This window comes from Arenibacter flavimaris, assembly GCF_030291335.1.
GTDB lineage: Bacteria > Bacteroidota > Bacteroidia > Flavobacteriales > Flavobacteriaceae > Arenibacter.
Genome location: NZ_JASWIM010000020.1, coordinates 37,326 through 60,486 on the forward strand (window position 1 = coordinate 37,326; position 23,161 = coordinate 60,486).

Here is a 23,161-nt window from a genome sequence, read left to right on the forward strand (position 1 = left end):
ATTACCTAATCTTTTTTTCTTACCTGGAACTTCAATTGCCGCTCCCCTTTGTTTTATTTCGCACCCCTAGCTCACTTAACTTATCCCGTAACACCTTACGTGCCTTAAATAATTGTGACTTGGACGTACTTTCCGTAACCTGTAAAATATCTGCTATTTCCCTATGGCTATACCCCTCTACGGCATACATAATAAAAACCATTTTATATCCATCCGGCAAGGCGTCGATCAACAATTGAATTTCTTCCACATCCAAATAGGAGGTTTCTGAAATCTGGTTAGCTGCACTCCTCTCATACAGTTCGTCATCATAAACAACGGGTTGATTCTTTCTAAGGTAGGTAATGGACTCCCGTATCATTATTTTTCTGATCCACCCCTCAAAACTCCCTTCATTCCTAAACGAATCCAAATTTTTGAACACCTTAACAAATCCATCTACCATTACATCTTCCGCAAACTGGAGATCCTTAATATATTGTCTACAAACACTCAACATCCTAGGCGCGTATTTGTTGTACAACCACTTTTGCGCTTCCCCGTTCCCGGATTTGGCCTTCTTAAGCAGTAACTTTTCGTTATTGTAAAAGGATATTATTTTCAAACTCCAAAAATTTGTCTGTTATAAAGATAGACGACTATTTACACAGAATAGTTGCCCAGGATCCTGAGAAAATTTAAAATAAAAAGTAAGGTATTGAATTACAGTGGGTTAAATTTACTTCTTTCGATCTACCACGTAATTTACCATAAGTTCCAGCGAACTTTTATATTCTGAATCCGGGTAAGTATCCAATAAGGCCAACGCTTCTTCCTTATAGGCCAGCATTTTTTTTACGGCGTATTCAAGACCGCCGTTCACCTTTACAAAGGCGATGACTTCCTTGACCCGTTTTTTATCCTTATTATGGTTCTTTATGGAATTGATCAACCATTTTTTTTCGGCTTTGGTACACTTATTCAACACGAATATAAGTGGAAGGGTCATTTTTTGTTCCTTGATATCGATCCCTGTAGGTTTCCCGATTCTCTCTTCCCCGTAATCGAAAAGGTCATCCTTTATCTGAAAGGCCATCCCAATAAGCTCCCCAAACTTTCTGAACTTCTCCACATCATCGGAATCCGGTTTAACGGAACAGGCCCCCAAACTACAGCATGCTGCAATCAAGGTTGCCGTCTTCTGTCTTATAATGTCGTAATACACCTCCTCGGTAATATCCAAACGCCTTGCTTTCTCAATTTGCAACAATTCTCCCTCACTCATTTCACGAACGGCGACAGAAATAATCCTAAGAAGATCAAAATCGCCATTATCTATGGACAAAAGAAGTCCTTTTGAGAGAAGATAGTCGCCTACCAAAACGGCAATTTTATTTTTCCATAAAGCATTTACAGAGAAAAAACCGCGACGTTTATTGCTATCGTCCACCACGTCGTCGTGGACCAAGGTAGCGGTATGTATCAGTTCTATGACCGATGCCCCCCTATAAGTCCGTTCATTTACCTCCCCTTTATTCAACAACTTAGCGGTAAGAAAGACGAACATTGGGCGCATCTGCTTCCCCTTTCGATTAACGATATAGTAAGTAATCCTGTTTAACAAGGCAACCTTGGAAGACATGGATTCATAAAACTTTTTTTCAAAAAGTTCCATTTCCTGATTAATCGGTTCCTTTATTTGGGATACAATTTTCAAGGGATAGTTTAGGCTATTTTGGATTGCTAGTTCTGTTGCGTAAAATTAGGTAAAAAAACATAGTAATTATCAGCCAACCGTGGTAATGTAACCCTAATTTATAGATTTCAGCGAATTTGTATTGGGAATCGACAAAAGACGAAGTTGCCTTTACTTTAATAAGATACTCTATGATTTATTGGCCAACTGTCCGCAGGCAGCATCAATATCCTTACCTCTAGAACGCCTTACGGTCACCGTTATACCATTTTTCTCCAAGGTATTCACATACTTTTCAATGGCTGCGTTATCGGCTTGTTGAAATTCCCCATCATCTATGGGGTTATATTCAATGAGATTGACCTTGGAGGGCGCAAACCTACAGAAATCCACCAAGGCGTCCACATCCCTTTGGGTATCGTTAATACCATCCCAAACCACATATTCATAGGTGATCCTACTTTTTGTTTTTTGGAACCAATATTCAAGTGCCGCCCTTAAGTCGGCCAAAGTAAAGGTTGCATTGAAGGGCATTATGGAAGTCCTTATTTCATCGATGGCGGAATGCAGGGAAACCGCCAATTTGAATTTCACCTCCTCATCTGCCATCTTCCGTATCATTTTGGGCACGCCCGAAGTGGATACGGTAATACGTTTGGGAGACATCCCCAATCCTTCCGGAGAGGTAATCTTATCTATGGCCTTAAGTACATTGTTATAGTTCATTAAAGGCTCCCCCATCCCCATAAAAACAATATTGCTCAAAGGGCGATCAAAATACAACCTACTCTCGTTGTCAATGGCCACCACTTGGTCATAAATCTCGTCAGGATTAAGATTTCGCATCCTTTTTAATCGGGACGTAGCACAAAATTTGCAATCCAAACTACAGCCCACTTGGCTGGACACACAGGCGGTGGTTCTTGTTTTTGTGGGGATCAAAACAGATTCCACAATAAGATCATCGTGTAGTCGTACCGCATTTTTTATGGTTCCGTCACTACTGCGTTGCATTTGATCTACCTTTATATGGTTGATTACAAAATTTTCCTCCAACATCTGCCTGGTTTCCTTGGAAATATTGGTCATATCCTCAAAGGAATGGGCCGATTTTTGCCACAGCCATTCATAAACCTGGTTGCCCCTAAAAGCCTTGTCTCCCTTGGATTCAAAGAACAACCTAAGCTGATCTTTGGTAAAGGCCCTTATATCCCTTTTATTTTTTGCAACTTCCACTTTCTAAAGATAAATGATTCTATAAAAAAATCCCGTCAATCCACAATTATCTGCGATACTGACGGGATCCTAGTATTTATTTGGATACTTATATGATCAACATAGCATCCCCGTAAGAATAAAATTTATACCCTTCCAATATTGCTTCTTTATATGCTTTTTTCATCAAATCGTGCCCCATGAAAGCCGAAACCATCATTAACAGGGTGGATTTTGGCAGGTGAAAATTGGTCACCATGGCATTGGCAATACTAAAATCGTAGGGAGGAAAAACAAATTTGTTCGTCCAACCATCAAAAGTGTTCAAGGTCTGTTGGGAAGATACTGCGCTTTCCAAAGCCCGCATAGCGGTAGTACCTACAGCACAAATACGGCGCTTCTTAACTTTAGCGCCATTGACAATTTCCGTTGCCTTTTCATCTATGATCAATTCCTCACTATCCATCTTGTGCTTGGAAAGATCCTCCACTTCCACAGGATTAAAAGTACCCAAACCTACATGTAGGGTAACCTCGGCAAAATCGATTCCCTTTATTTCCAATCTTTTCAACAAATGTTTGGAAAAATGCAAACCGGCCGTTGGTGCCGCTACTGCACCTTCGTGCTTGGCATAGATAGTTTGATATCTTTTTTCGTCTTCGGCCTCTACCTTACGTTTAATGTATTTGGGCAAAGGAGTTTCACCTAGTTCCTTTAATTTTCTTCTGAAATCGGTATAGGAACCATCGTAAAGGAACCTCAAGGTTCTACCTCTAGAAGTAGTGTTATCTATAACCTCTGCTACCAAAGTTTCATCATCACCAAAATAAAGTTTGTTGCCAATTCTTATTTTACGAGCCGGATCTACCAAAACATCCCAAAGACGTTGTTCCTCGTTTAGTTCACGCAATAAAAAAACCTCTATTCTAGCGCCGGTCTTTTCTTTGTTACCATATAATCTTGCTGGAAAAACCTTGGTGTTGTTAAGCACCATAACATCGCCTTCATCAAAATAATCTATAAGATCCTTGAACATTTTGTGTTCAATTTTACCAGTATCCCTGTGAACCACCATTAATTTGGACTCATCTCTGTTCTCTGCCGGATATTCTGCCAATAATTCGTTTGGAAGTTCAAAATTGAAGTGCGATAATTTCATTTAGTATATTCCTTAAATTTAGATTAATGTTTAGCGGCTGCAAATATACGACGAAGCAAGGGGCGATGTCAAGTAAAACCCCATTTAAATAATAATCAAGCAGTTTGCACCTTGAATTTCAGATTTTTCATGTCCTCCCAAAAGTCCGGATACGATTTGGATACCACTTCCGCATCGTTCACGAACATTGAAGTCTTTAGGGCCAGGGGGGCAAAGGCCATGGCCATTCTGTGGTCGTTATAGGTGTCTATAGCAATTTCTTTTTTTATTTCCTTGGATGGCTCCAGAGTCAATGTTTTGTCGGTGACGGATATGGATGCTCCCAACTTGGTCAATTCTGTCTTTAATGCTTCCAGCCTATCGGTTTCCTTAATTTTAAGGGTATGTAGGCCTGTCATATGACATCCTAGGCCCAAACCTAAACAAGTTACAGCAATTGTCTGCGCTATATCCGGGGCATTTGCCAAGTCCAAATTGAAAGTGCTATTGTTGGGTGCTGCAATTTTTTTCAAAATAACCTCATGATCGCAAAAACTAGTTTCCACCCCAAAATCCTGGTAGATTTCCTTAAGGACACTATCCCCCTGAAGGCTATTCTTATTATAGGCCGATAAGGATATTTCCGTACCTATATCACAGAGTGCCACTATACTATAAAAGTAGGAGGCGGAACTCCAATCCGATTCCACTACCTGGGTGGTAGGTTCAATGTTGGATTTTGCTGAAACCTTAATGGTATTCCCCTGAAAAGTACTCGCTACCCCAATTTGGGAAAGCAGGCCCAAGGTCATTTTTATATATGGCACCGATGTAATTTTACCTACCAATTCCAACTCAATTCCATTTTCGAGACCTGGTGCTATAAGCAATAAGGCCGAAATATATTGGCTACTGATATCCGCTGGGAGACTAACTTTATGTTTCGTTAGCTTTTTACCTTTTATGGCAATAGGCGGATACCCTTCATCGTTTAGGTAACTTATTTCCGCACCCAGACTCCTGAGTGCCTCCACCAATACCTTTATAGGCCTTTCGGTCATTCTTTTGGATCCGGTGAGTGTTACTTCCTTATTCTCCTGAGACGCAAAATAAGCGGTTAAAAAACGCATAGCCGTACCGGCATGATGAATGTCCACTACTCCATTGCTGATCTGCAACCCCTTTTGCATAACCTCCGCATCATCGGAATTGGAAAGGTTATCTATTTTTATAGAGGGGAACAAGGCCTGTAGCAATAACAACCTATTGGATTCACTTTTGGATCCCGTGATTTTCACTTTTGATTTTATCAGGGATTGCGGAGGGGCAGATAAATGTAGCTTCAATTTTTATGGAATTTTTAAGACGTATTTACATTATTATTTGTTTCTGAACGAAGAAACAAAGACAAGCTACAAATATAGCACTATTTCAGCTTTTTATTATTGTGGTGCCGATTGTGATCCCGTTTGGTTTTTAGGTTTAATTTTTTATCAAAAGATTCCTGTAGGTTTATTCCTGTCTGATTGGCAAGACACAATACCACGAATAGTACGTCTGCCAATTCTTCCCCTAAATCCTTATCCTTGTCCGACTCCTTCTCACTTTGCTCGCCATAACGTCGAGCGATAATACGGGCCACCTCCCCTACTTCTTCCGTCAACTGGGCCATATTGGTAAGTTCGTTAAAATAGCGTACCCCATGGGCCTTGATCCATTCGTCTACGGCTTGCTGTGCGTTTTCTATATTCATTATTCCTTTTTTTTAGTATCTATTTGAATAGTAACCGGCCCATCATTAAGTAGCGCCACTTTCATATCCGCCCCAAAAATACCCGTTCCAACCTTTTTTCCAAGATCTTTTTCCAATTGTGCCACAAAACTTTCATACAAGGGAATAGCCCGCTCCGGCTTTGCCGCTTTGATATAACTGGGCCTATTTCCCTTTTTTGTGGATGCATGTAATGTAAACTGACTAATTACCAAGGCCTCCCCTTCCTTCTGATGCAGGGACAAATTCATGACCCCCTTACTATCATTAAAAATCCTGAGGTTCACAATTTTATTGGAAAGCCACTTAATATCCTCTATTGTATCCGCATCCTCTATTCCCAAGAATATAAGAAGTCCGTTCGAAATTTTTGAGATTTCCTTCCCCTCTACCGTTACACTGGCCGTAGTGACCCTTTGTATTGTTGCACGCATTATTTTTCCCCGTAAATATCCGTTCTGTAATTTTCCTGTTCCCCGCTCAACATCTGTACGTAACTTTTATACCTGCTCCAGGCCACTTCGTTATTCTCCAGTGCCTTCTTTACTGCACAGTGGGGTTCATCCAAATGCAAACAATTATTAAACTTGCACTCCCCCTTTAACCTAAAGAATTCAGGAAAATAATCCCCTATTTCCTCTTTCTCCATATCCACTATTCCAAACCCTTTGATTCCAGGGGTATCAATAATCTTGGCCCCACATTCCAAATCGAACATTTCCGCAAAAGTGGTAGTGTGTTGCCCCTGCATATGCTGGGAGGATATTTTTTTTGTCTTTAGGTCCAATTGCGGTTCAATGGCATTGACCAAAGTAGATTTTCCTACCCCGGAATGCCCGGAAAACATACTTGTCTTACCAATCATCAGTTCCCTTACCTTATCCACATTTTTTCCGGTCTTGGCCGAAATCCCAATACACGTATACCCAATTTCCCTGTATAGGTTTGCCAGATATTTTATCTCATCCAGTTCCTCTTCATTATAAGTGTCTATTTTATTAAATAACAAAATAGCGGGAATATGGTATGCCTCCGAGGTTACCAAAAATCGATCTATAAAACTTGTGAATGTAGGAGGATTATTTAAGGTTACCATTAAGAAAACCTGATCCAAATTAGCGGCAATAATATGGGTTTGTTTAGATAGATTTACCGACTTTCTAATAATGTAATTCTTCCTATCCTTGATTTCGGTAATAATGCCCTGTAATTTTTCATCGGCTCCATCCACCTCAAATACTACCACATCCCCAACAGAGATAGGATTGGTACTTTTTATTCCCTTGAGCCGAAATTTCCCTTTTATCCGGCATTCGTAGAAAGCGCCTTCCCCAGTTCTAACACTGTACCAACTTCCGGTGGATTTATATACGGTTCCTTCCATTAAAATGTTCTGACATATTAGTTTACAAAGAAACAACTTTAGTTTTATACTAGCTTTTAAAATCCGTCGTTGTTAAACAATCATTAATCGTAAAAAACACAAAAAAATGAAAAAAATGAAAAATTTTATGCTCTTTACCTGCTTAGTAATTATGGGCATTACGGATGTAAATGCACAACAATTCAAAGTAATCACCAGTGTCGAATCCATAATTCCCAGTGGTCTGGGAAGATCTAGGATCATTAGCGCCACAGAGGATAGGGATTATAAGGAATTTACCAGCGAACAAACAGAGGAGGACAATACAAGGAATAAATCTGACCGGGGTGATATCCGGGTGAAAAATTTTGAAGAAACCAAACTTTTAAATTTTTACAATATTGGGGGCATCAGATTCCAGAACATTGCAGCCAATGACGCCTTGATATCGTCTAAAATAAATGCCATGGTAGCGGAAGGATGGGAATTGGCCTTTGTTACCAGTGCCGTTGAGAGTGATAGTGGGAAAGACGATGGACAGGGAATTTTTATTACCCGGTACATATTTAAGAAGTAATCTTCCTGTTCAAAGAAAACCAAACCCGGCCGCTTTGGCCGGGTTTGGTGTTTAAAGTCCAATGTAAAGAGGCGTCTAATCCATAACCTTCACCCTTCCGCCCGCAAAGGTATTCTTATTGACCGATCTTGGGTTTCCATAAACGTACACATCCCCGCCAGCTTTAATATTAATATCTACTGCTTCTGAAACATACATTTCCGCCTCCCCAGCAGCCGTTATCTTAATGCTGGCTTTCTCACTCCGTAGCGGTTTCCCTTCAAAAACCCCTCCTGTATTTAAGACCACCTCTTGGTTTATAGTCTTTCCAGAAGCCTCAACAATGCCACCGGTAACACATCGTACGACCAAATGGTGCACATCTAGTCCGACTTTTATTTTAGCCCCTTCCTGAGTCTTTAGTTCTATCTTTTCTTGACTCAAGGTTTCATTGACCGTAATTCTAGCTCCCTCATTTCCGTCGATTAAGTCTATATTTTTGAAATACACCTCTACAAAGGTATTTTCACCGTGAAACTTTTTGTCCAGTTCCATTTTTATTTTAAGGACTCCATTCTTATTTATTATTTGGATGTCATCAACATTATCCCCTTTTACCAAGACCTTATTTTCATCGGATTTTATAAGGTTAACCTCTATTAGATCATAGACCTTCACCTCGTTAAAATCACCCACGGATTTATCAACTATTCGCTGTGAGACGCCTACAAGCGATAGAAATAGAAAACCAATTACCAAAACATTTTTCATTACCCTTAATTTTTTATTAAACTTATACCTTAATATTTGGGAAACTTTGAACTATTAGTTCCATACACTTGGTAAAGATGGTACAAAAGTAGATTTGTTACACTAAAAGGTACAAACAATTAACTTTATAAAATATCCATCATCCAATTCCAACCTCATCCAGAATTTCATGGAGAGAAGATGCTACAATTTATCCCTTAAAACGGGAAGAAAACATTGAGTATAAAAAAACCACGCCCAAGGGCGTGGTTTTAACGGTATACCAATAAAATAGTTTATGTATTAATGATCTTCTCTTGGTGATTTATGGATTCCTGGTGTATTGCCTTAAACATCTTTAAAACAAATTCCTCGCTTAATCCCTTTGCTTCCCCTTCCAAGATCATGGCACCCAAAATCTGATTCCATCTATTGGATTGCAAAACAGCCACATTTTTTTGTTTCTTCAACAATCCTATCCCATCGGAGATCTTCATTCTTTTACCTAGCATTTCTATCAACTGACTATCCAAGACATCTATTTGCGCCCTTAAGTTGCTAAGTTTACTATTGTACTCGGCCTCCGAATCGGTTTCTTTTCTAATTTTCAAATCCCTCATAATCTGGATCAATTTATCCGGAGTTACTTGCTGTGCGGCATCGCTCCATGCATTATCCGGATCAAAATGGGTTTCGATCATGAGACCGTCAAAATTAAGATCAAGGGCAGTTTGTGAAACGTCAAAGATCATTTCCCTATTTCCTGTGATATGTGAAGGATCATTGATTAAAGGCAAATCCGGAAATTTATTTTGGAACTCAATCGCCAATTGCCATTCAGGAATGTTCCTGTATTTTGTCTTTTCATAAGTAGAGAAACCTCTATGTATAGCTCCTAAATTTTTAATTCCGGCGGTATACAATCTTTCTATTCCTCCAAGCCATAAAGCCAAATCTGGATTAACCGGATTTTTTACCAATACAATTTTATCGGTTCCCGCTAGGGCATCCGCAATTTCTTGCATTATAAATGGGCTCACGGTTGATCTGGCACCAATCCACAATAAATCAATGTCATGTTCCAATGCCAACTTTACATGGGCAGCATTAGCTACTTCGGTACAAGTTTTCATCCCTGTTTCCGCCTTAACTTTTTGTAACCACTTTAAACCTAAAGCTCCAACCCCTTCAAACATTCCAGGACGTGTTCTTGGTTTCCAGATTCCGGCACGGTAGTAATTTACATCGGTATCTTTTAAATCATTGGCAATTCGAAGCACTTGCTCCTCTGTTTCCGCACTACAAGGCCCGGCAATTACTAACGGATGGTCCAATTTCATATCGTCCAACCATGTTCTCATTTCTTTTAAATTTTCCATTTCTATACTCTATTTTTTGTTAAGTGGTATTCCGTTTAATATTTCCTTTATTTTATTGGTACTATTCATTTCCTCATAAATGCCTTCATAATCGTCGGCTATCAACATTGCTTTAAACTCCTTCAAATTTTGTATATATTCTCCCAAAGTCTCAACTACATTTTCCTTGTTCTGCTTAAAAATGGGAGTCCACATGGCCGGTGAACTCTTTGCCAATCGCACAGTACTTTCAAAACCACTGCCCGCCATATCAAAGATATCACGTTCATTCCTCTCTTTTTCGATAACTGTTTTTCCCAGCATAAAGGAACTTATATGTGACAAATGTGAAACGTATGCGATGTGTTTATCATGTGCCTCTGGATTCATATATCGTATTCTCATCCCCAGTTGCTGAAAAAGTTCCAGCGCTCTTTCCTGTAATTTAAAGGCTGTTTTCTCTATTTCGCAAATAATATTGGTCTTTCCCATAAACAAACCCTCAATGGCCGCAGAGGGTCCTGAAAACTCGGTTCCGGCAATTGGATGGCAAGCCAAGAAATTTCTTCTCTTGGGATGATTTTCCACAACTTTACAAATAAGTGCCTTTGTAGATCCCGCATCAATAACTACGGCATCATCATCAATGGCATCCAGGATTTTGGGCAGTTCCTGCACCATAACATCCACAGGGATCCCCACTATAACAAAATCGGCCTCGTGCAATTGACCATAATGAGCCTTTTCATCTATTATAGACAACGACAATGCTTCATCCAAATGCCCTTCATTGGCATCAATGCCATAAATTTTGGAATCCGGCCTATGGCGCTTAATATCCCTGGCCAGAGATCCACCGATTAATCCAATACCAATTACAAATACATTCATACTATCTTATCATTAGTTCCAAACTGGACAGGAAATATCTACAATGTTCCAACTTAAAACTGGGAATTTCAATTATTATCGATTAACTATAAAAAGACCTCGACCCCCAACCAATATTTGGAAATAAGTTGGTCTTCATTTACACTATTTCTCAAAACCTATTGATGGCTTCTTTTATCTTATCTGCCTCAACACACAGGGAAAAACGAATATACCCCTCTCCATTTGAACCGAAAATGGTTCCGGGAGTGATAAAAATATTCTTATCGTAAAGCACCCCGTCAATAAACTTTTCAGAAGACGTGACCCCCTTAGGTAATTTGGCCCATACAAACATCCCTACCGCATTTTTATCATAGGTGCAATCCAGCTTATCGGCCAAAGCGAACATTAGATGGCGCCGCTCATGATACACCTTATTTAACTCACTGAACCATGATCCACTACTGTTTAGAGCAGCGATGGCCCCCTTTTGAATACCGTAGAACATCCCGGAATCCATATTGCTCTTTACCTTTAAAACGGCATTGATATGCTCACTGTTCCCCAACACCATTCCCACGCGCCAACCTGCCATATTAAAAGTCTTGCTTAACGAATTTAATTCCAAAGCCACCTCCATGGCTCCCTTTATCCCCAAAATACTTATCGGATCATGGTTCAACACAAAACTATAGGGGTTATCATTAACCAATAAAATGTCGTGCTCCTTGGCAAAAGCCACCAACGCTGTCAATTGTTCCCTGCTTGCTGTAGCCCCTGTTGGCATATGCGGATAGCTGGTCCACATTAACTTTACTTTTGTAAGGTCTTGCTTCTTCAATCCTTCCAAATCCGGAAACCAACCATTTTCACCTATCAGATCATAATAGTGTGGCACTGCCCCGACCAAATTGGTTACCGATGTGTAGGTAGGGTACCCTGGATTGGGAATCAACACCTCATCCCCGGGATTCAAAAAGGCAAGACTAACATGCATTATCCCCTCTTTAGACCCCATTAATGGAAGTATTTCGGTTTGTGGGTCTACAATTACACCAAATTTATCCTTATAAAAAGATGCAAATGCCCCCCTTAGTTCGGGCAGGCCCTGATAACTTTGATACTGATGTGCACCATCATGGCTCAAAGCATCTTTAATGGCATCCTGCACCCCAGTGGATGGCTGTAAATCAGGACTTCCAATCCCCATATTTATAATAGGCCTTCCTTCAGCCATTAACCCCCTAACTTCCCTAAGCTTTTTAGAAAAGTAGTATTCTTCAACTGTATTCAATCTATTTGCAACTTTCATAATATTCTGGCATTTTTATATTCTCCCAAAACTTTAAATTCTTCGGCCATAATTTCCAATAGAGCCTTTGCTTTTTCAAAATGTTTGTACTTTTCAAAGGTTACATCCACAAAGAATGAATACTTCCAAGGCATCTCTATTACAGGTAAAGACTGGATCTTGGTAAGGTTCAAGTTGCAATCGCTCATCACGTTTAGTATAGCAGCAAGACTTCCGCGTTTATGGTCTGTTATAAAACGGACGGAGGCCTTGTTTATTTCATTTTCCGGCAGGACAGTGTTTTGGGTCTTAACTATTATAAACCTGGTGGAATTATCCTTTATAGTCTGAATTTCCGAGTGTATAATTTCCAGATCGTACAATTCGGCAGCCACTTTTGGCGCAATTGCGGCTATTCCCTTTAGCTGATTTTCCTGGATCCTCTTTGCCGTTTCGGCAGTATCTATATCCTCTACCAGTTTTATGTGACCGTAATTCTTAAAAAATTCATTACACTGCAATAATGCCATCGGATGCGAGCGGACCTCCTGAATATCACCTATGGTCTGCCCCCTTAAAGCCATCAGGTTATGATGTATGTTCAAATATTGTTCCCCTATAATATGAAGGTTCTTATTGAATACCAGAGCGTAATTTGGAATGATGGATCCCGCAATGGAATTCTCTATGGCCATTACCCCTTGATCAGCCGTTTTATTGATCAAATGATCTACCAAGATATCGAAGGATGAACATTCCACTAATGTAACATCATCGCCAAAATAATCCTTTGCCACTTGATGATGGTTAGAACCTTTAATGCCTTGTATTGCAATTTTTAATTTCACCCCTTATTAAATTATCTTCGGGTCCGGCAAAGATTTACAGTTAAACTTTATTGTAACTCCTACACCTTTTCGAGAGTTATACCCAAAAAAAAAGTCCTGGTTTTCACAGGACTTTTATCTATATATATATTTCATAATATGCTAGAATAGTCCTTTGCCTCCTTTAAAAAAGAAGTAAAAATAAAAACCATTCCAGAAATATTGCTTTGTCATTTTTCTTGTAAAACTCCGGCTAAATTAATAATTAAATTTACAAATCGGCATTTAAGCTTACATTTTTTTATTTAATTCAGTTTAAAGTAACAAATAATACGGATTAAACCCCTAAGTAGTGGTATTTTTTGAGAATTAAGAATAAGATGCCTAACAAACCAATTTAGTAACACTGAAAATTGGACACCTTTTCCTAATAACAATTAAAATTAGGTTTCACTAATTTGCATTATTTTTGATAAAAAAGTAAACGCATGTCCATCATAGCAAATAACATTACCAAGTTTTTTGGAAAGCAAAAAGCATTGAACAAGGTATCCTTTACCATTGAAAAAGGGGAAATAGTAGGCTTTTTAGGTCCCAACGGTGCAGGGAAATCCACTATGATGAAAATATTGACCACCTACCTCACTGCGGATGACGGCCAAGCTATGGTTAATTCATTTGATGTACAAAGTGAGAAGAAAAATGTCCAAAAGAGCATTGGTTACCTACCAGAACACAATCCACTGTATTTGGATATGTATATAAAGGAATATCTGGCGTTTAACGCGGATGTCTACAAAGTAAACAAAAACAGGGTCCATACGGTAATAGAACAAACGGGCCTAACCCCCGAGGCGAACAAAAAGATAGGGCAACTTTCCAAAGGCTATAGACAAAGGGTTGGACTGGCCGCCGCACTTCTTCACGATCCGGAGGTTTTGATCCTTGACGAGCCCACTACGGGGCTAGATCCCAATCAATTATTGGAAATAAGGAAATTGATCCGGGAAATTGGAAAAGAAAAGACCATCTTACTGTCCACCCATATTATGAAAGAGGTAGAGGCTGTCTGTGACAGGGTCTTGATCATAAACAAAGGCACCCTTGTGGCAGATAAAAAACTTTCGGAATTACGCGACGGGCAGGACCAAGTCTTGGTGGTCGAATTCGACTTTAGGGTAGAAGAAGCATTTCTGAATAAATTGCCGCATGTAATTTTGGTTAAAAATATTGGTGGTTTTGTTTACGAAATCACCTTTAACACCTCCAAGGATATGCGCCCTGTGGTGTTCGACTTCGCACATGACAACCAATTAAAAACCTTGCAATTAAGCAGAAAGAACAAGAACCTGGAGAGCCTGTTCAGTGAATTGACCCTATAAATAAAATACTTTATAAGCCTGCAATTTTGACCTATATTTTTTGAATAATAGGATTAAAGGCCTTTGATGCTACCAAGACCTGATCCCCTATCTTAAATTCATCGGCCTCCGTACGATCTGCAACCACCTTAATAATATCATTTCCGATCAGTACAGAAATTACATATAATACATCTTCCCTGTGTATTTTTAATATTTCCCCTGAGAACCTGAATTTAGCACTGGTCTTGTTTAGTCCAAAAAAATCGGCAGCAGCCCCTTTTTTGATTACGCGACCATTTTGAAGTTCAAAGACCTTATCCGATAGTTTTACTATTTCCCCTATATCATGGCTGACCAATATAGTGGTCAACTTAAATTTCTTGTGAACCTGCAAAAGATATTCCTGCAACTTTATCCGCATTTTTAAATCCAATGCCGACAAAGGCTCGTCCAGAATTAAAATTTCAGGTCGTTGTACCAAAGCTCTAGCCAGAGCCACTCGCTGTTTTTGACCTCCAGATAGGGTTTCTGGTTTTCGCTGTTCCAATGGGCCGAGTTCGGCAAATTGCAACAACTCCCCTATGATGGTTTTATCCTGACCTTTCCGAAGGGCATATTCCAAATTTTGACGAACGTTCATATTGGGAAAGAGCGCATAATCCTGAAACACGTACCCCACCTTACGCTGTTGGGGTTTAAGGTCAATATTTTTACAACTGTCAAACCATGTTGTTCCACCCACTTCTATAGTCCCACTATCCGGCTTTAGCAAACCACTTAGCATTCTTAAAGTAGAGGTTTTCCCAGCCCCGGATTCTCCAAATAAGGTAACAAATTGTCCCTTTTCAACTATCAATTGCAAATCCAGGTCCATTTTGCCCCCAGCAGACCCCAACGTTTTTTTAAGGTTTAAATTTATCATTGGCCATAGCGTTTAAAAAATCCCCCGTTGGTTAGATAAACCAGTAGCAGAATTATAAAAGTTACGGAAAACAAAATCAACGAATAGCTATTGGCAGCAGCATAATTAAGCGCTTCCACTTCATCATATATTGCAATAGAAGCCACTTTGGTCTTTCCCGGCATGTTCCCGCCAATCATCAGCACTACCCCAAACTCACCAACCGTATGGGCAAAGGAAAGTACAATACCTGTTAGTAGGGATGGTTTAATATTAGGCAACAAAATTTTTAGCAGTGTAGTTGTATATGATTTTCCCATTGTAAAGGAAGCCTCCTTTAAGGTAGATGGCAGTGAGGAAAGCCCGGCTTGAATTGGCTGGACCATAAACGGCAAGCTATAAATGACCGAAGCCACTACCAGCCCCCCAAAGGAAAATATCAGTCTGATCCCCAACCATTCATCAAGCCAACTACCAAAGGCATTTTCCGGGCTAAAGGCCAACAGCATATAGAACCCCAATACGGTAGGAGGCAGCACCAATGGCATACTTACCAAGGTTTCCAAAACGGGTCTTATTTTGGATTTGGTACTTGACAGCCAACTGGCTATTGGAATAGAGATCACAAATAATATTACCGTGGTAACCACCGCAAGTTTAAAAGTGAGCATTAAAGGTTGCCAATCCATTATGGAGCCAGTATTATCTCGTTCATCTTAACCATGATCATGACGTTCATTTTTTCAGCCAATCCCATCTGACCTGCACTTAAAGTGCTCAATATAGCGATGATTTGGCCTATTTTGGTCTCGATGGTCAATCTACTCAACAAAACACCCTTTTCCACATCTACAATTTTCCCTGCAATCCTATTTTCTATGCTAATGTCCAAATCCTTTTGGGTGGTCACTGCAACCTCCATTTCCTTAAACAGGACCTTGACGCTACGGTCCTTTTTCAAATAAGGGGCAGATTCAGGAGTGTCAAGTAACACGGAAATAAATTCCACATTTCCATCAACCTGAACACTAACAACGGACATGGTTCCATTGGTTTTAACGTCTGTTATATGGCCCGAAAAACTATTCATCCACCAAATATCCAAATTCTTTTAATATCTCCTTGGCCTCATCCGAAAAAAGAAAATCATAAAAGCCCTGGCTATCTTGTTTATGGTCTTCCTTCCTGTTTACAAGCACTGCTCCTTGATCAATATTGGAGTAGAGCGATGGATTTATTGGAATCCAATTCCCTTTTCCTTTCATTTCTGGCGATAGCACTGTTGATATAGCTGTAAAGCCAATCTGTGCAGCTTGGGAAATAATGAATTGATCGGTCTGCCCAATACTTTCCCCATAAACCAATTTAGGTCCTAAGATTTCACTTAACCCATAATACTGCAACACTTCTTTGGCGGCAACGCCATATGGGGCAGTTTTGGGATTTGCCAAAGCAATATGCTCTATGAGGGGATCGGTTAGCGCGTCAATTGAAACGGGGACATTCCCTGCCATTGACCATAGCACCAATTTTCCCTTGGCGTAGACTCTTGGGTTGTTTTTTGCTTTTCCCCCTGCATAAACAGCTTCTGGATATTTCATATTGGCGGCAACAAAAATATCATAAGGAGCACCTTCCATAATCTGTGCGGTCAACTTGCCCGATGACCCAACAATTAATTCGAATTCCACTCCAGCTTTAAGGGTATAGGCCTTTGTTAAAGCCTCCATAGGAGCTTCCATATTGGCCGCAACGGCTATTACAATTTTCCTGGCGTGATTTTCCTGACATCCACCAAATATGATGGCCAACAGCATTAACCCCAGCCAAGGACAAATGAAACCTTTAATTGTTCTTTTGCCGTTGCACATTTTTTGTTGGATAAATTTTAATTGCCAAAGTTGGAAGGGGTCAATATTAATCTAGTTTACCTCCCTTGAAATAAGTTTACGCACACCTATCCAAAACATGTCCAGTGCAGCAGTGGAGTCCGCGGACAGCTCTGATAACAACAATAAATTTCTTTCAAAATTTTTCATTTCCCCGCTCACAGAATTTTCCTTGGTATCCGTAAAATAGGCCATATTCCAGTCACCAAAATTTCTACCGCTATTCTTGCCCTCCCACAATAATGTTACATCGCGGTGTCTTTTGTCCCGTCTTATATCCCGGAACAAGGACTGTATATGGCTTTTTTCACCTTCAATTATTTGAACAAAGGAAAATTTATGAAAAACTAGGCAACCGGTAACACCTATGGCTTTATTACGCTCACGGGAAGTTTCCAGTATACCACTAATAACTTCTTCGCAAATTTCTTGGGTTGCTCTTGAAGAATAAGATAGTTGGTACATTAGAATTATTTTGGAGCAAAATACAAAAATTATGGTATACTACTGGCTGCTACAAGGCGGTAATAAATGCAATAGATCCCATTTATGCCATAAAGGTCAAATAAGGGCGATTCAATCCGCTATTTGGGCGTACTCTGTCCACGAGCCGTCATAAACCTTATTTTCGTTTTTTAAGCAGATTTCACTTGCCAACAATACGATACAGGCCGTTACACCGGAACCACAACTAAACACCAGTGGACGTCCCTCCATTTGCAAGTCAACAAAAACTTCTTTCAACTCGTTCAGGGATTTATACTTTCCGTCCTCAAGAACGGATACGTAGGGGATATTGATCGAGTTAGGAATATTCCCCCTTCTCAGCTCCTTCCTCGGTTCCGGAACAAGACTGTGATACCGATCAGAAGATCGGACGTCAATGACCAAGGCCGTTTTATTTTTCAGGTTATGCCTAATACCATCGTAGTTCACTACCATATCCGGATTGAAATCCGATTTAAAATTGCCTGTATCATAAGGCATTGGAACTACCTCTTCAAAACCATAGCCCATATTCCTCCACTCCGGAAAACCACCGTCTAAAACACTAATATTGTTATGCCCCATAATTTTGAACATCCACCATACCCTAGGGCTTAAATAAATTCCACGATGGTCGTAAACCACTATCTTACTAGAATTATTGATCCCCAATTTCTTACAGGACTTTTCAAAATCTTCCGGACTTGGAAGCATATTGGGAAAAGGGCTATTTTTATCGCTAAAATCGTTTTCAAGATCAAAAATACGAGCACCGGCTATCCTTATCTCTTTTTCTGCAGATGTAGGGTCATAGCGCAAACGGGCGTCCAAAATTATAATTTCCGGCATTTCCAAATGTTGGTACAACCAAGTTGCAGATACTAGTCTTCCATTCTTTTCCATATATTTTAATCTCCCGTTATTTTCAAATATGCCATAACGGCCCCATCTCCTTGAAGCGCATTTTTCGGCCTTGGATTTTCCTTAGTAAAAACCATTAATTCCTCTGCAGGTAAAATGGTGACAAAATCTTCCTTATACCCTTCCTTATAAGGAATATTACCAGCGTTTAGATCTAGGTGATGGTCAAAGAAATTGTAGAGGGCCGTTCTTTTATTATAACCGTAATCGTGCCTTTCGGACGGCAAATGAACATTTTCCACTTTGTGTTCGGCATTATATAACGCATATACTTTTTGTATGTAAGGGTACTCAACTCTTGGTGTATTTCTAGTCCAGTCGGCCCCATCGGACACCAATAATAATGGTCTTGGGGCACAAAGTGAAGCGATCTCCACATTATTGGTTTGATGGTCGTCACTTTTGTGAATTGGCATTCCGCTCTCACATACGCATCCCCCAAAAAAGTGGGCAGAAACTTGTACCACTGGGGCTGCTACTTTTATTCGATCATCTATGGCCGTTAGCACAAATGTCTGGGTACCGCCTCCAGAGGCACCTGTCATTCCTACACGTTCCGAATCCACATCGGGCCTTGACAGTAAATATTCCAAGACCCGTTTACTATTCCAAGTCTGCAATAACAGGGCAATTGGCATCTTGTGGTTTACCTGGGTACTTTCCGCATATCCCACCATATCATAGGCAAACACCACGGCTCCCATTCTTGCCAATGTTGCACAACGCCACTGTATGTAATCTGTATATCTCTTGTCCTTCATATGGCCATGCGGACTCAGAATTGCCGCATGCCTACCCTTTTCTTCCAAAGGCCTATACAAGTTGCCCGTAACAAAGAAACCTGGAAAACTCTCAATGGCAATATTTTCTACAATATAACCGTCCATAATCCTACTATTTCCAATAATGGGATTGAAATTGCCCTTTATTTTTGGCATTTTGTCCAGTTGCATCCCCTCTATTATACCCTTCTTAATTCTCAACGCCCTTTGTTCCCATGATTCCACATCGCTCCACTCCGAGGCAAATCTTTTCATTACAATATTTGCCTCATCCTCGGACCAATATTTCCCTACACACAACATACTGTCCTGACCATAAACCATTGAACCAAAAAAAGTAATTACAATAAAACTGAATATTTTTTTCATTTATTTCAAAAGTTAATAGTTCCTGCTATTGGTTATATACACTCCGACAATCTATCAGAAAGAGTTCCGGTCCTATCGTGTCACCAAAAAAAGCTCTTGTTAAGGATATTTCCCAATCTATCCCGATAACTAAAATACTGTTTTTCCGCCATTGTTTTCACTATTTTGTATCAAGTTCAATTAAAGCCATCCCCAACTTCTATATGTCCCTAGGTTAAGGGGAAGAATTTTTAGCCCACCTATGTATATAATTATTTCCACTATGGCCTATTCCTGTATTTTTATATTGTTGAAACTTTTTTTTTGGTAAATTGTGGAACAACAACCAAAAACCTTCCAATGTTTAAAAACCAAATTGCCACCAAAACCTTAATTATTATTATAACCTTGGGCTCTCTTACCTCTTGCAGGGAAAAACTTAAAAACAATATTAATTATCCAACACTTTCAGAACAGGAAAAAAGAAATCCAGAGAACGCCTTGGCCTCCATGGAGATAGCGGAGGGGTTAAACCTTGGGTTATTTGCTTCGGAACCCATGGTCACAAACCCAACCAATATGGCTATAGATGCCAAAGGTAGGATATGGGTGTGCGAAGCTCGGAATTATAGGTTGTTCGCCAACCCGGACAACAACTATGACGATAAGGGAGATCGAATCTTAATTCTAGAAGACACCAATGGAGATGGTATAGCGGACACTTCCAAAGTTTTCTACCAAGGCGAGGACATCAATGCCGCCCTGGGCATAGCCGTGCTGGGAAACAAGATCATAATCTCCGTAAGTCCCAAGGTTTTTGTTTTTACCGACACCAATGGTGACGATCTCCCTGATTCCAAAGAAATCCTATTCCAAGGTATTGAAGGTGTAGACCATGACCATGGGGTACATGCTTTTGTTTTTGGACCTGATGGTAGACTCTATTTCAACTTCGGCAACAATGGAAAACAATTATTGGACAGAAACGGAGAGGCCATTATGGACATGCACGGCCAAAAAATAGTGGCCGATGGCAAGCCATACCGGGAAGGGATGGCATTTAGAATGAACATGGACGGAACCAACCTGGAAGTCCTTGGCCATAATTTCAGAAACCCTTATGAAATTGCTATAGACTCTTACGGAGGTTTATGGCAATCCGATAATGACGATGACGGGAATCGGGGAACACGGATAAACTATGTTATGGAATATGGCAATTATGGATATAAGGATTTATTAACCGGTGCAAGCTGGCGGGAAAGAAGAACTGGATGGGATAACGATATTCCCAAAAGGCATTGGCATTTGAACGATCCGGGAACCGTCCCCAATTTGCTACAGACCGGATCGGGATCTCCATGCGGCATGCTTGTTTATGAAGACAAAATGTTACCGCAAAAATTCCAAAATCGACCCATACATGCCGAGCCCGGCCACAATGTAGTCCGGGCCTACATTATTAACGAATCGGAAGCAGGTTATACCGCAAAAATTGAAAATTTGGTAAAAAGCAAAGACAATTGGTTTAGACCGGACGACCTTAGCATTGCCCCGGATGGCTCCCTTTTTATTTCCGATTGGTATGATGGTGGTGTAGGTGGACATAAGGCGGAGGACATTGCACGGGGGAGAATTTACAGACTTTCCACTACACCGGAATATAACACCGTTGCCATAGACCCCAAGACTGAAGATGGAGCTCTTAAAGGGGTCCTCTCCGGAAACATGGACCTTTTTTATCAATCTTGGCAAAAGTTGCATTCCTTGGGCGAGGCCGCCCAACCCCTATTAGCGAAGTTAATGGCCCAGGGAGATATAGCCAAGGCACGGGCATTATGGATTGGGTTGCATATTCCGTCCAAAAGCAACGACTATATAACAATGGCCCTGAAAGATGAAGATCCCAAAATTAGAATGCAGGGCATCCGGATGGCCAGGTTTAAAGGCAAAGAAAGTCTGGAGAAATACCTATCCTTTTTAACAAATGACAAATCGCCCCAAGTTAGAAGGGAAATGGCCATTGCACTGAGGTTTATAGGTACTGAGGCTGCTGCCGCACAATGGGCCAATTTGGCGGTTCAACATACCGCAGGTGATCGATGGTATTTGGAAGCCTTGGGAATCGGGGCGGATAAATTCCCCGAGCTTTATTTTAAGGCCTGGAAGAACAAGGTTGGAAAAAACTGGCTAAGTGAAGCAGGAAAAGAAATAGTCTGGCGTGTTCGGGCCAAGGAATCGGTTCCCATGTTGGTGTCCCTTATCAAGGACCAGGCTATGCCACCTAACCAATTGGCTTCCTATTTTAGGGCGCTCGATTTTAAAGATCACCCCAGCAAAAACCATTACCTAATGGAGATGCTTACTTGGAACCACCCCCTCAAAAACCAAATTCAAGCATACGCTATAGGGCAAATGGATGCCAAGTTTGTAAATAGCTCCCCAACACATATTAAAATGGTCAAAGAAGTACTTCCCAAGATTGAAGGAACACCAGAATGGATCATGGCAATCAAGAACCTGGGGTTAACGAACCAGAATGACGCCCTGTTTCGGGTATTGGCCAAAGGCACCAACACAGATATAGGCAAGGAGGCCGCCAACATTTTGCTCAATAACAACGGGGCCACTTTGATCAACACCTTCCTATTTTCCCAAGAACCGGAATCTACGAAGATTGCCGTATTGGAAAGGCTAAGTGGAATATCCGATTCAACTGTTATTAGACTGCTAAAGGAAAATGTTATCTCCCATAAATTAGGTCATGCCCTGACCAGGAAAATGATTGAGACCCTGGGGAATACCGGATCCGGGCAGGAAGAACTGTACCAAATGCTGGAGGACGATACATTGGCAGAAGAGTACAAAACTACCGCCGTACTAAAACTTATGGGCAGTTGGAACGATGAGATTAGAACCAACGCACCTAAATTTCTTTCCACAGAAGGCGATGGAGCATTGGACATTGCCAAATTGGTAGAACGTAGTGGCAATGCCACCCATGGCAAGGAAGTTTACGCCACCTATTGCAGTTCCTGTCATTTGGCTGCAGGTTCGGGTATTGAATTTGGACCGGAATTATCGGATATAGGCAATAAACTTTCGAAACAATTCTTATACTCCAATATTATATATCCCAGTGCCGGAATCAATTTTGGTTTTGAGGGCTACTCGTTTAGAATGAAAGATGGCAAGACCTATACAGGATATGTCCTAAGCAGGACGGAGGATGAAATAACCATAAAGATGATGGGAGGCACCCAAAAAACCTTGGAATTACAGGATATCACCGAACAGCAGGCCTTGGAACAATCCTTGATGACACAAGGCTTGGCCAATATAATGCCAGAGGAGGACTTGGTAGATTTGGTAGCATATTTAGAGACTCTAAAGGTAGTAACGGAAGAACAATAAATCTCCTTCCATACAGGATGGCAAGGAGATGGAAGTAAGAATACCACTTGTGGTATAGCGGAACATGGGTTAAAAAGTAAAAAGCATAACAAATGTCTTGTTCGGGGATAAGCCGTAGATAAGCCATAGATAAGCCGTATATAGGCCGTATATGAAATTAGGGGAAAACAGGGTAGATCCACACTTTTTTGGCGCGCTAAAATAGCTCCGTTTCAAGGCACTTTTTACCTTTCATGGAC

At 40.5% G+C, this 23,161-nt stretch carries 23 protein-coding genes; 3 read left to right on the plus strand and 20 right to left on the minus strand.

What is annotated here, in order from left to right; all coding sequences use genetic code 11:
- Positions 1–31 precede the first annotated feature (31 nt).
- The 8 genes from QSE00_RS15130 to rsgA form a co-directional block, all read right to left on the minus strand.
- Positions 32–604, minus strand: coding sequence for an RNA polymerase sigma factor (locus QSE00_RS15130; protein ID WP_286106582.1), 573 nt, complete (start codon positions 602–604; stop codon positions 32–34).
- A gap of 114 nt (positions 605–718) precedes the next feature.
- Entirely contained in the window at positions 719–1,696 is a 978-nt protein-coding gene (locus QSE00_RS15135; RefSeq protein WP_110355616.1) for a polyprenyl synthetase family protein, read from the minus strand.
- Positions 1,697–1,864: 168 nt separating this feature from the next.
- Positions 1,865–2,911 carry a dual-specificity RNA methyltransferase RlmN gene (gene rlmN, locus QSE00_RS15140; protein ID WP_110355615.1) on the minus strand — a complete coding sequence of 349 codons (1,047 nt, stop codon included), beginning with the start codon at positions 2,909–2,911 and terminating at the stop codon, positions 1,865–1,867.
- Between the two features lie 88 nt (positions 2,912–2,999).
- Complete coding sequence (gene queA, locus QSE00_RS15145; protein WP_110355614.1) at positions 3,000–4,049, minus strand: tRNA preQ1(34) S-adenosylmethionine ribosyltransferase-isomerase QueA; 1,050 nt, start codon at positions 4,047–4,049, stop codon at positions 3,000–3,002.
- 95 nt (positions 4,050–4,144) lie between these two features.
- Positions 4,145–5,374, minus strand: a complete 1,230-nt coding sequence (locus QSE00_RS15150) for a 3-phosphoshikimate 1-carboxyvinyltransferase (protein WP_286106583.1) — start codon at positions 5,372–5,374, stop codon at positions 4,145–4,147.
- 80 nt (positions 5,375–5,454) lie between these two features.
- Positions 5,455–5,781 carry a nucleotide pyrophosphohydrolase gene (locus tag QSE00_RS15155; RefSeq protein ID WP_110355612.1) on the minus strand — a complete coding sequence of 109 codons (327 nt, stop codon included), beginning with the start codon at positions 5,779–5,781 and terminating at the stop codon, positions 5,455–5,457.
- On the minus strand, positions 5,781–6,233 hold the full coding sequence (gene dtd / locus QSE00_RS15160; RefSeq protein ID WP_286106584.1) for a D-aminoacyl-tRNA deacylase: 453 nt from the start codon (positions 6,231–6,233) through the stop codon (positions 5,781–5,783). The genes QSE00_RS15155 and dtd overlap by 1 nt, the downstream gene beginning before the upstream one ends.
- The gene (gene rsgA / locus QSE00_RS15165) at positions 6,233–7,183 is read right to left on the minus strand and encodes a ribosome small subunit-dependent GTPase A (protein ID WP_110355608.1); all 951 of its coding nucleotides are present in this window, start codon (positions 7,181–7,183) and stop codon (positions 6,233–6,235) included. The genes dtd and rsgA overlap by 1 nt, the downstream gene beginning before the upstream one ends.
- Positions 7,184–7,298: 115 nt before the next feature.
- Between rsgA and QSE00_RS15170 the strand changes: the two genes are divergently transcribed.
- Entirely contained in the window at positions 7,299–7,739 is a 441-nt protein-coding gene (locus tag QSE00_RS15170; RefSeq protein ID WP_110355827.1) for a hypothetical protein, read from the plus strand.
- Positions 7,740–7,814: 75 nt separating this feature from the next.
- Here the strand turns inward: QSE00_RS15170 and QSE00_RS15175 are convergent, their stop codons facing one another.
- From QSE00_RS15175 to QSE00_RS15195, 5 genes are all read right to left on the minus strand, one after another.
- Entirely contained in the window at positions 7,815–8,489 is a 675-nt protein-coding gene (locus tag QSE00_RS15175; RefSeq protein ID WP_110355607.1) for a head GIN domain-containing protein, read from the minus strand.
- Positions 8,490–8,764: 275 nt separating this feature from the next.
- Complete coding sequence (locus QSE00_RS15180) at positions 8,765–9,847, minus strand: bifunctional 3-deoxy-7-phosphoheptulonate synthase/chorismate mutase type II (RefSeq protein ID WP_110355606.1); 1,083 nt, start codon at positions 9,845–9,847, stop codon at positions 8,765–8,767.
- Positions 9,848–9,856: 9 nt separating this feature from the next.
- Positions 9,857–10,717: a prephenate dehydrogenase gene (locus QSE00_RS15185; protein ID WP_110355605.1), complete on the minus strand. Its 861-nt coding sequence runs from the start codon at positions 10,715–10,717 to the stop codon at positions 9,857–9,859.
- A 151-nt stretch (positions 10,718–10,868) separates the two neighbouring features.
- Complete coding sequence (locus QSE00_RS15190) at positions 10,869–12,014, minus strand: pyridoxal phosphate-dependent aminotransferase (RefSeq protein WP_286106618.1); 1,146 nt, start codon at positions 12,012–12,014, stop codon at positions 10,869–10,871.
- Positions 12,008–12,838, minus strand: coding sequence for a prephenate dehydratase (locus QSE00_RS15195; RefSeq protein ID WP_110355603.1), 831 nt, complete (start codon positions 12,836–12,838; stop codon positions 12,008–12,010). The genes QSE00_RS15190 and QSE00_RS15195 overlap by 7 nt, the downstream gene beginning before the upstream one ends.
- 467 nt (positions 12,839–13,305) lie before the next feature.
- On the opposite strand from QSE00_RS15195, the gene gldA reads away from it, so the two are divergent.
- Positions 13,306–14,199 (plus strand): gliding motility-associated ABC transporter ATP-binding subunit GldA, encoded by an 894-nt coding sequence (gldA, locus tag QSE00_RS15200; RefSeq protein WP_286106585.1) that lies wholly within the window; start codon positions 13,306–13,308, stop codon positions 14,197–14,199.
- 31 nt (positions 14,200–14,230) lie between these two features.
- On the opposite strand, the gene QSE00_RS15205 is transcribed toward gldA, so the two are convergent.
- From QSE00_RS15205 to QSE00_RS15235, 7 genes are all read right to left on the minus strand, one after another.
- A complete protein-coding gene (locus QSE00_RS15205) occupies positions 14,231–15,103 on the minus strand; it encodes an ABC transporter ATP-binding protein (protein ID WP_110355601.1) in 873 nt (290 codons plus the stop codon).
- Positions 15,100–15,771, minus strand: coding sequence for a molybdate ABC transporter permease subunit (modB, locus tag QSE00_RS15210; protein ID WP_110355600.1), 672 nt, complete (start codon positions 15,769–15,771; stop codon positions 15,100–15,102). The genes QSE00_RS15205 and modB overlap by 4 nt, the downstream gene beginning before the upstream one ends.
- Positions 15,771–16,172: a TOBE domain-containing protein gene (locus QSE00_RS15215; protein WP_110355599.1), complete on the minus strand. Its 402-nt coding sequence runs from the start codon at positions 16,170–16,172 to the stop codon at positions 15,771–15,773. Before QSE00_RS15215 ends, modB begins: the two co-directional genes overlap by 1 nt.
- The gene (gene modA / locus QSE00_RS15220) at positions 16,165–16,953 is read right to left on the minus strand and encodes a molybdate ABC transporter substrate-binding protein (RefSeq protein ID WP_286106586.1); all 789 of its coding nucleotides are present in this window, start codon (positions 16,951–16,953) and stop codon (positions 16,165–16,167) included. The genes QSE00_RS15215 and modA overlap by 8 nt, the downstream gene beginning before the upstream one ends.
- Before the next feature lie 51 nt (positions 16,954–17,004).
- Positions 17,005–17,436: a BLUF domain-containing protein gene (locus tag QSE00_RS15225; protein WP_110355597.1), complete on the minus strand. Its 432-nt coding sequence runs from the start codon at positions 17,434–17,436 to the stop codon at positions 17,005–17,007.
- A 111-nt stretch (positions 17,437–17,547) separates the two neighbouring features.
- Complete coding sequence (locus QSE00_RS15230) at positions 17,548–18,360, minus strand: sulfurtransferase (protein ID WP_110355596.1); 813 nt, start codon at positions 18,358–18,360, stop codon at positions 17,548–17,550.
- Positions 18,361–18,365: 5 nt separating this feature from the next.
- Complete coding sequence (locus tag QSE00_RS15235; protein ID WP_286106587.1) at positions 18,366–19,529, minus strand: alpha/beta hydrolase family protein; 1,164 nt, start codon at positions 19,527–19,529, stop codon at positions 18,366–18,368.
- Between the two features lie 339 nt (positions 19,530–19,868).
- Between QSE00_RS15235 and QSE00_RS15240 the strand changes: the two genes are divergently transcribed.
- A complete protein-coding gene (locus QSE00_RS15240; protein ID WP_286106588.1) occupies positions 19,869–22,922 on the plus strand; it encodes a PVC-type heme-binding CxxCH protein in 3,054 nt (1,017 codons plus the stop codon).
- Positions 22,923–23,161 lie beyond the last annotated feature (239 nt).

Excerpts from the sequence above, each read along its gene's own strand:
- queA (WP_110355614.1), bottom strand. The coding sequence starts at position 4,049 with ATGAAATTATCGCACTTCAATTTTGAACTTCCAAACGAATTATTGGCA.
- QSE00_RS15155 (WP_110355612.1), bottom strand. The coding sequence starts at position 5,781 with ATGAATATAGAAAACGCACAGCAAGCCGTAGACGAATGGATCAAGGCC.
- dtd (WP_286106584.1), bottom strand. The coding sequence starts at position 6,233 with ATGCGTGCAACAATACAAAGGGTCACTACGGCCAGTGTAACGGTAGAG.
- rsgA (WP_110355608.1), bottom strand. The coding sequence starts at position 7,183 with ATGGAAGGAACCGTATATAAATCCACCGGAAGTTGGTACAGTGTTAGA.
- QSE00_RS15170 (WP_110355827.1), top strand. The coding sequence starts at position 7,299 with ATGAAAAATTTTATGCTCTTTACCTGCTTAGTAATTATGGGCATTACG.
- QSE00_RS15175 (WP_110355607.1), bottom strand. The coding sequence starts at position 8,489 with ATGAAAAATGTTTTGGTAATTGGTTTTCTATTTCTATCGCTTGTAGGC.
- QSE00_RS15180 (WP_110355606.1), bottom strand. The coding sequence starts at position 9,847 with ATGGAAAATTTAAAAGAAATGAGAACATGGTTGGACGATATGAAATTG.
- QSE00_RS15185 (WP_110355605.1), bottom strand. The coding sequence starts at position 10,717 with ATGAATGTATTTGTAATTGGTATTGGATTAATCGGTGGATCTCTGGCC.
- gldA (WP_286106585.1), top strand. The coding sequence starts at position 13,306 with ATGTCCATCATAGCAAATAACATTACCAAGTTTTTTGGAAAGCAAAAA.
- QSE00_RS15205 (WP_110355601.1), bottom strand. The coding sequence starts at position 15,103 with ATGATAAATTTAAACCTTAAAAAAACGTTGGGGTCTGCTGGGGGCAAA.
- modB (WP_110355600.1), bottom strand. The coding sequence starts at position 15,771 with ATGGATTGGCAACCTTTAATGCTCACTTTTAAACTTGCGGTGGTTACC.
- QSE00_RS15215 (WP_110355599.1), bottom strand. The coding sequence starts at position 16,172 with ATGAATAGTTTTTCGGGCCATATAACAGACGTTAAAACCAATGGAACC.
- modA (WP_286106586.1), bottom strand. The coding sequence starts at position 16,953 with ATGTGCAACGGCAAAAGAACAATTAAAGGTTTCATTTGTCCTTGGCTG.
- QSE00_RS15225 (WP_110355597.1), bottom strand. The coding sequence starts at position 17,436 with ATGTACCAACTATCTTATTCTTCAAGAGCAACCCAAGAAATTTGCGAA.
- QSE00_RS15230 (WP_110355596.1), bottom strand. The coding sequence starts at position 18,360 with ATGGAAAAGAATGGAAGACTAGTATCTGCAACTTGGTTGTACCAACAT.
- QSE00_RS15235 (WP_286106587.1), bottom strand. The coding sequence starts at position 19,529 with ATGAAAAAAATATTCAGTTTTATTGTAATTACTTTTTTTGGTTCAATG.
- QSE00_RS15240 (WP_286106588.1), top strand. The coding sequence starts at position 19,869 with ATGTTTAAAAACCAAATTGCCACCAAAACCTTAATTATTATTATAACC.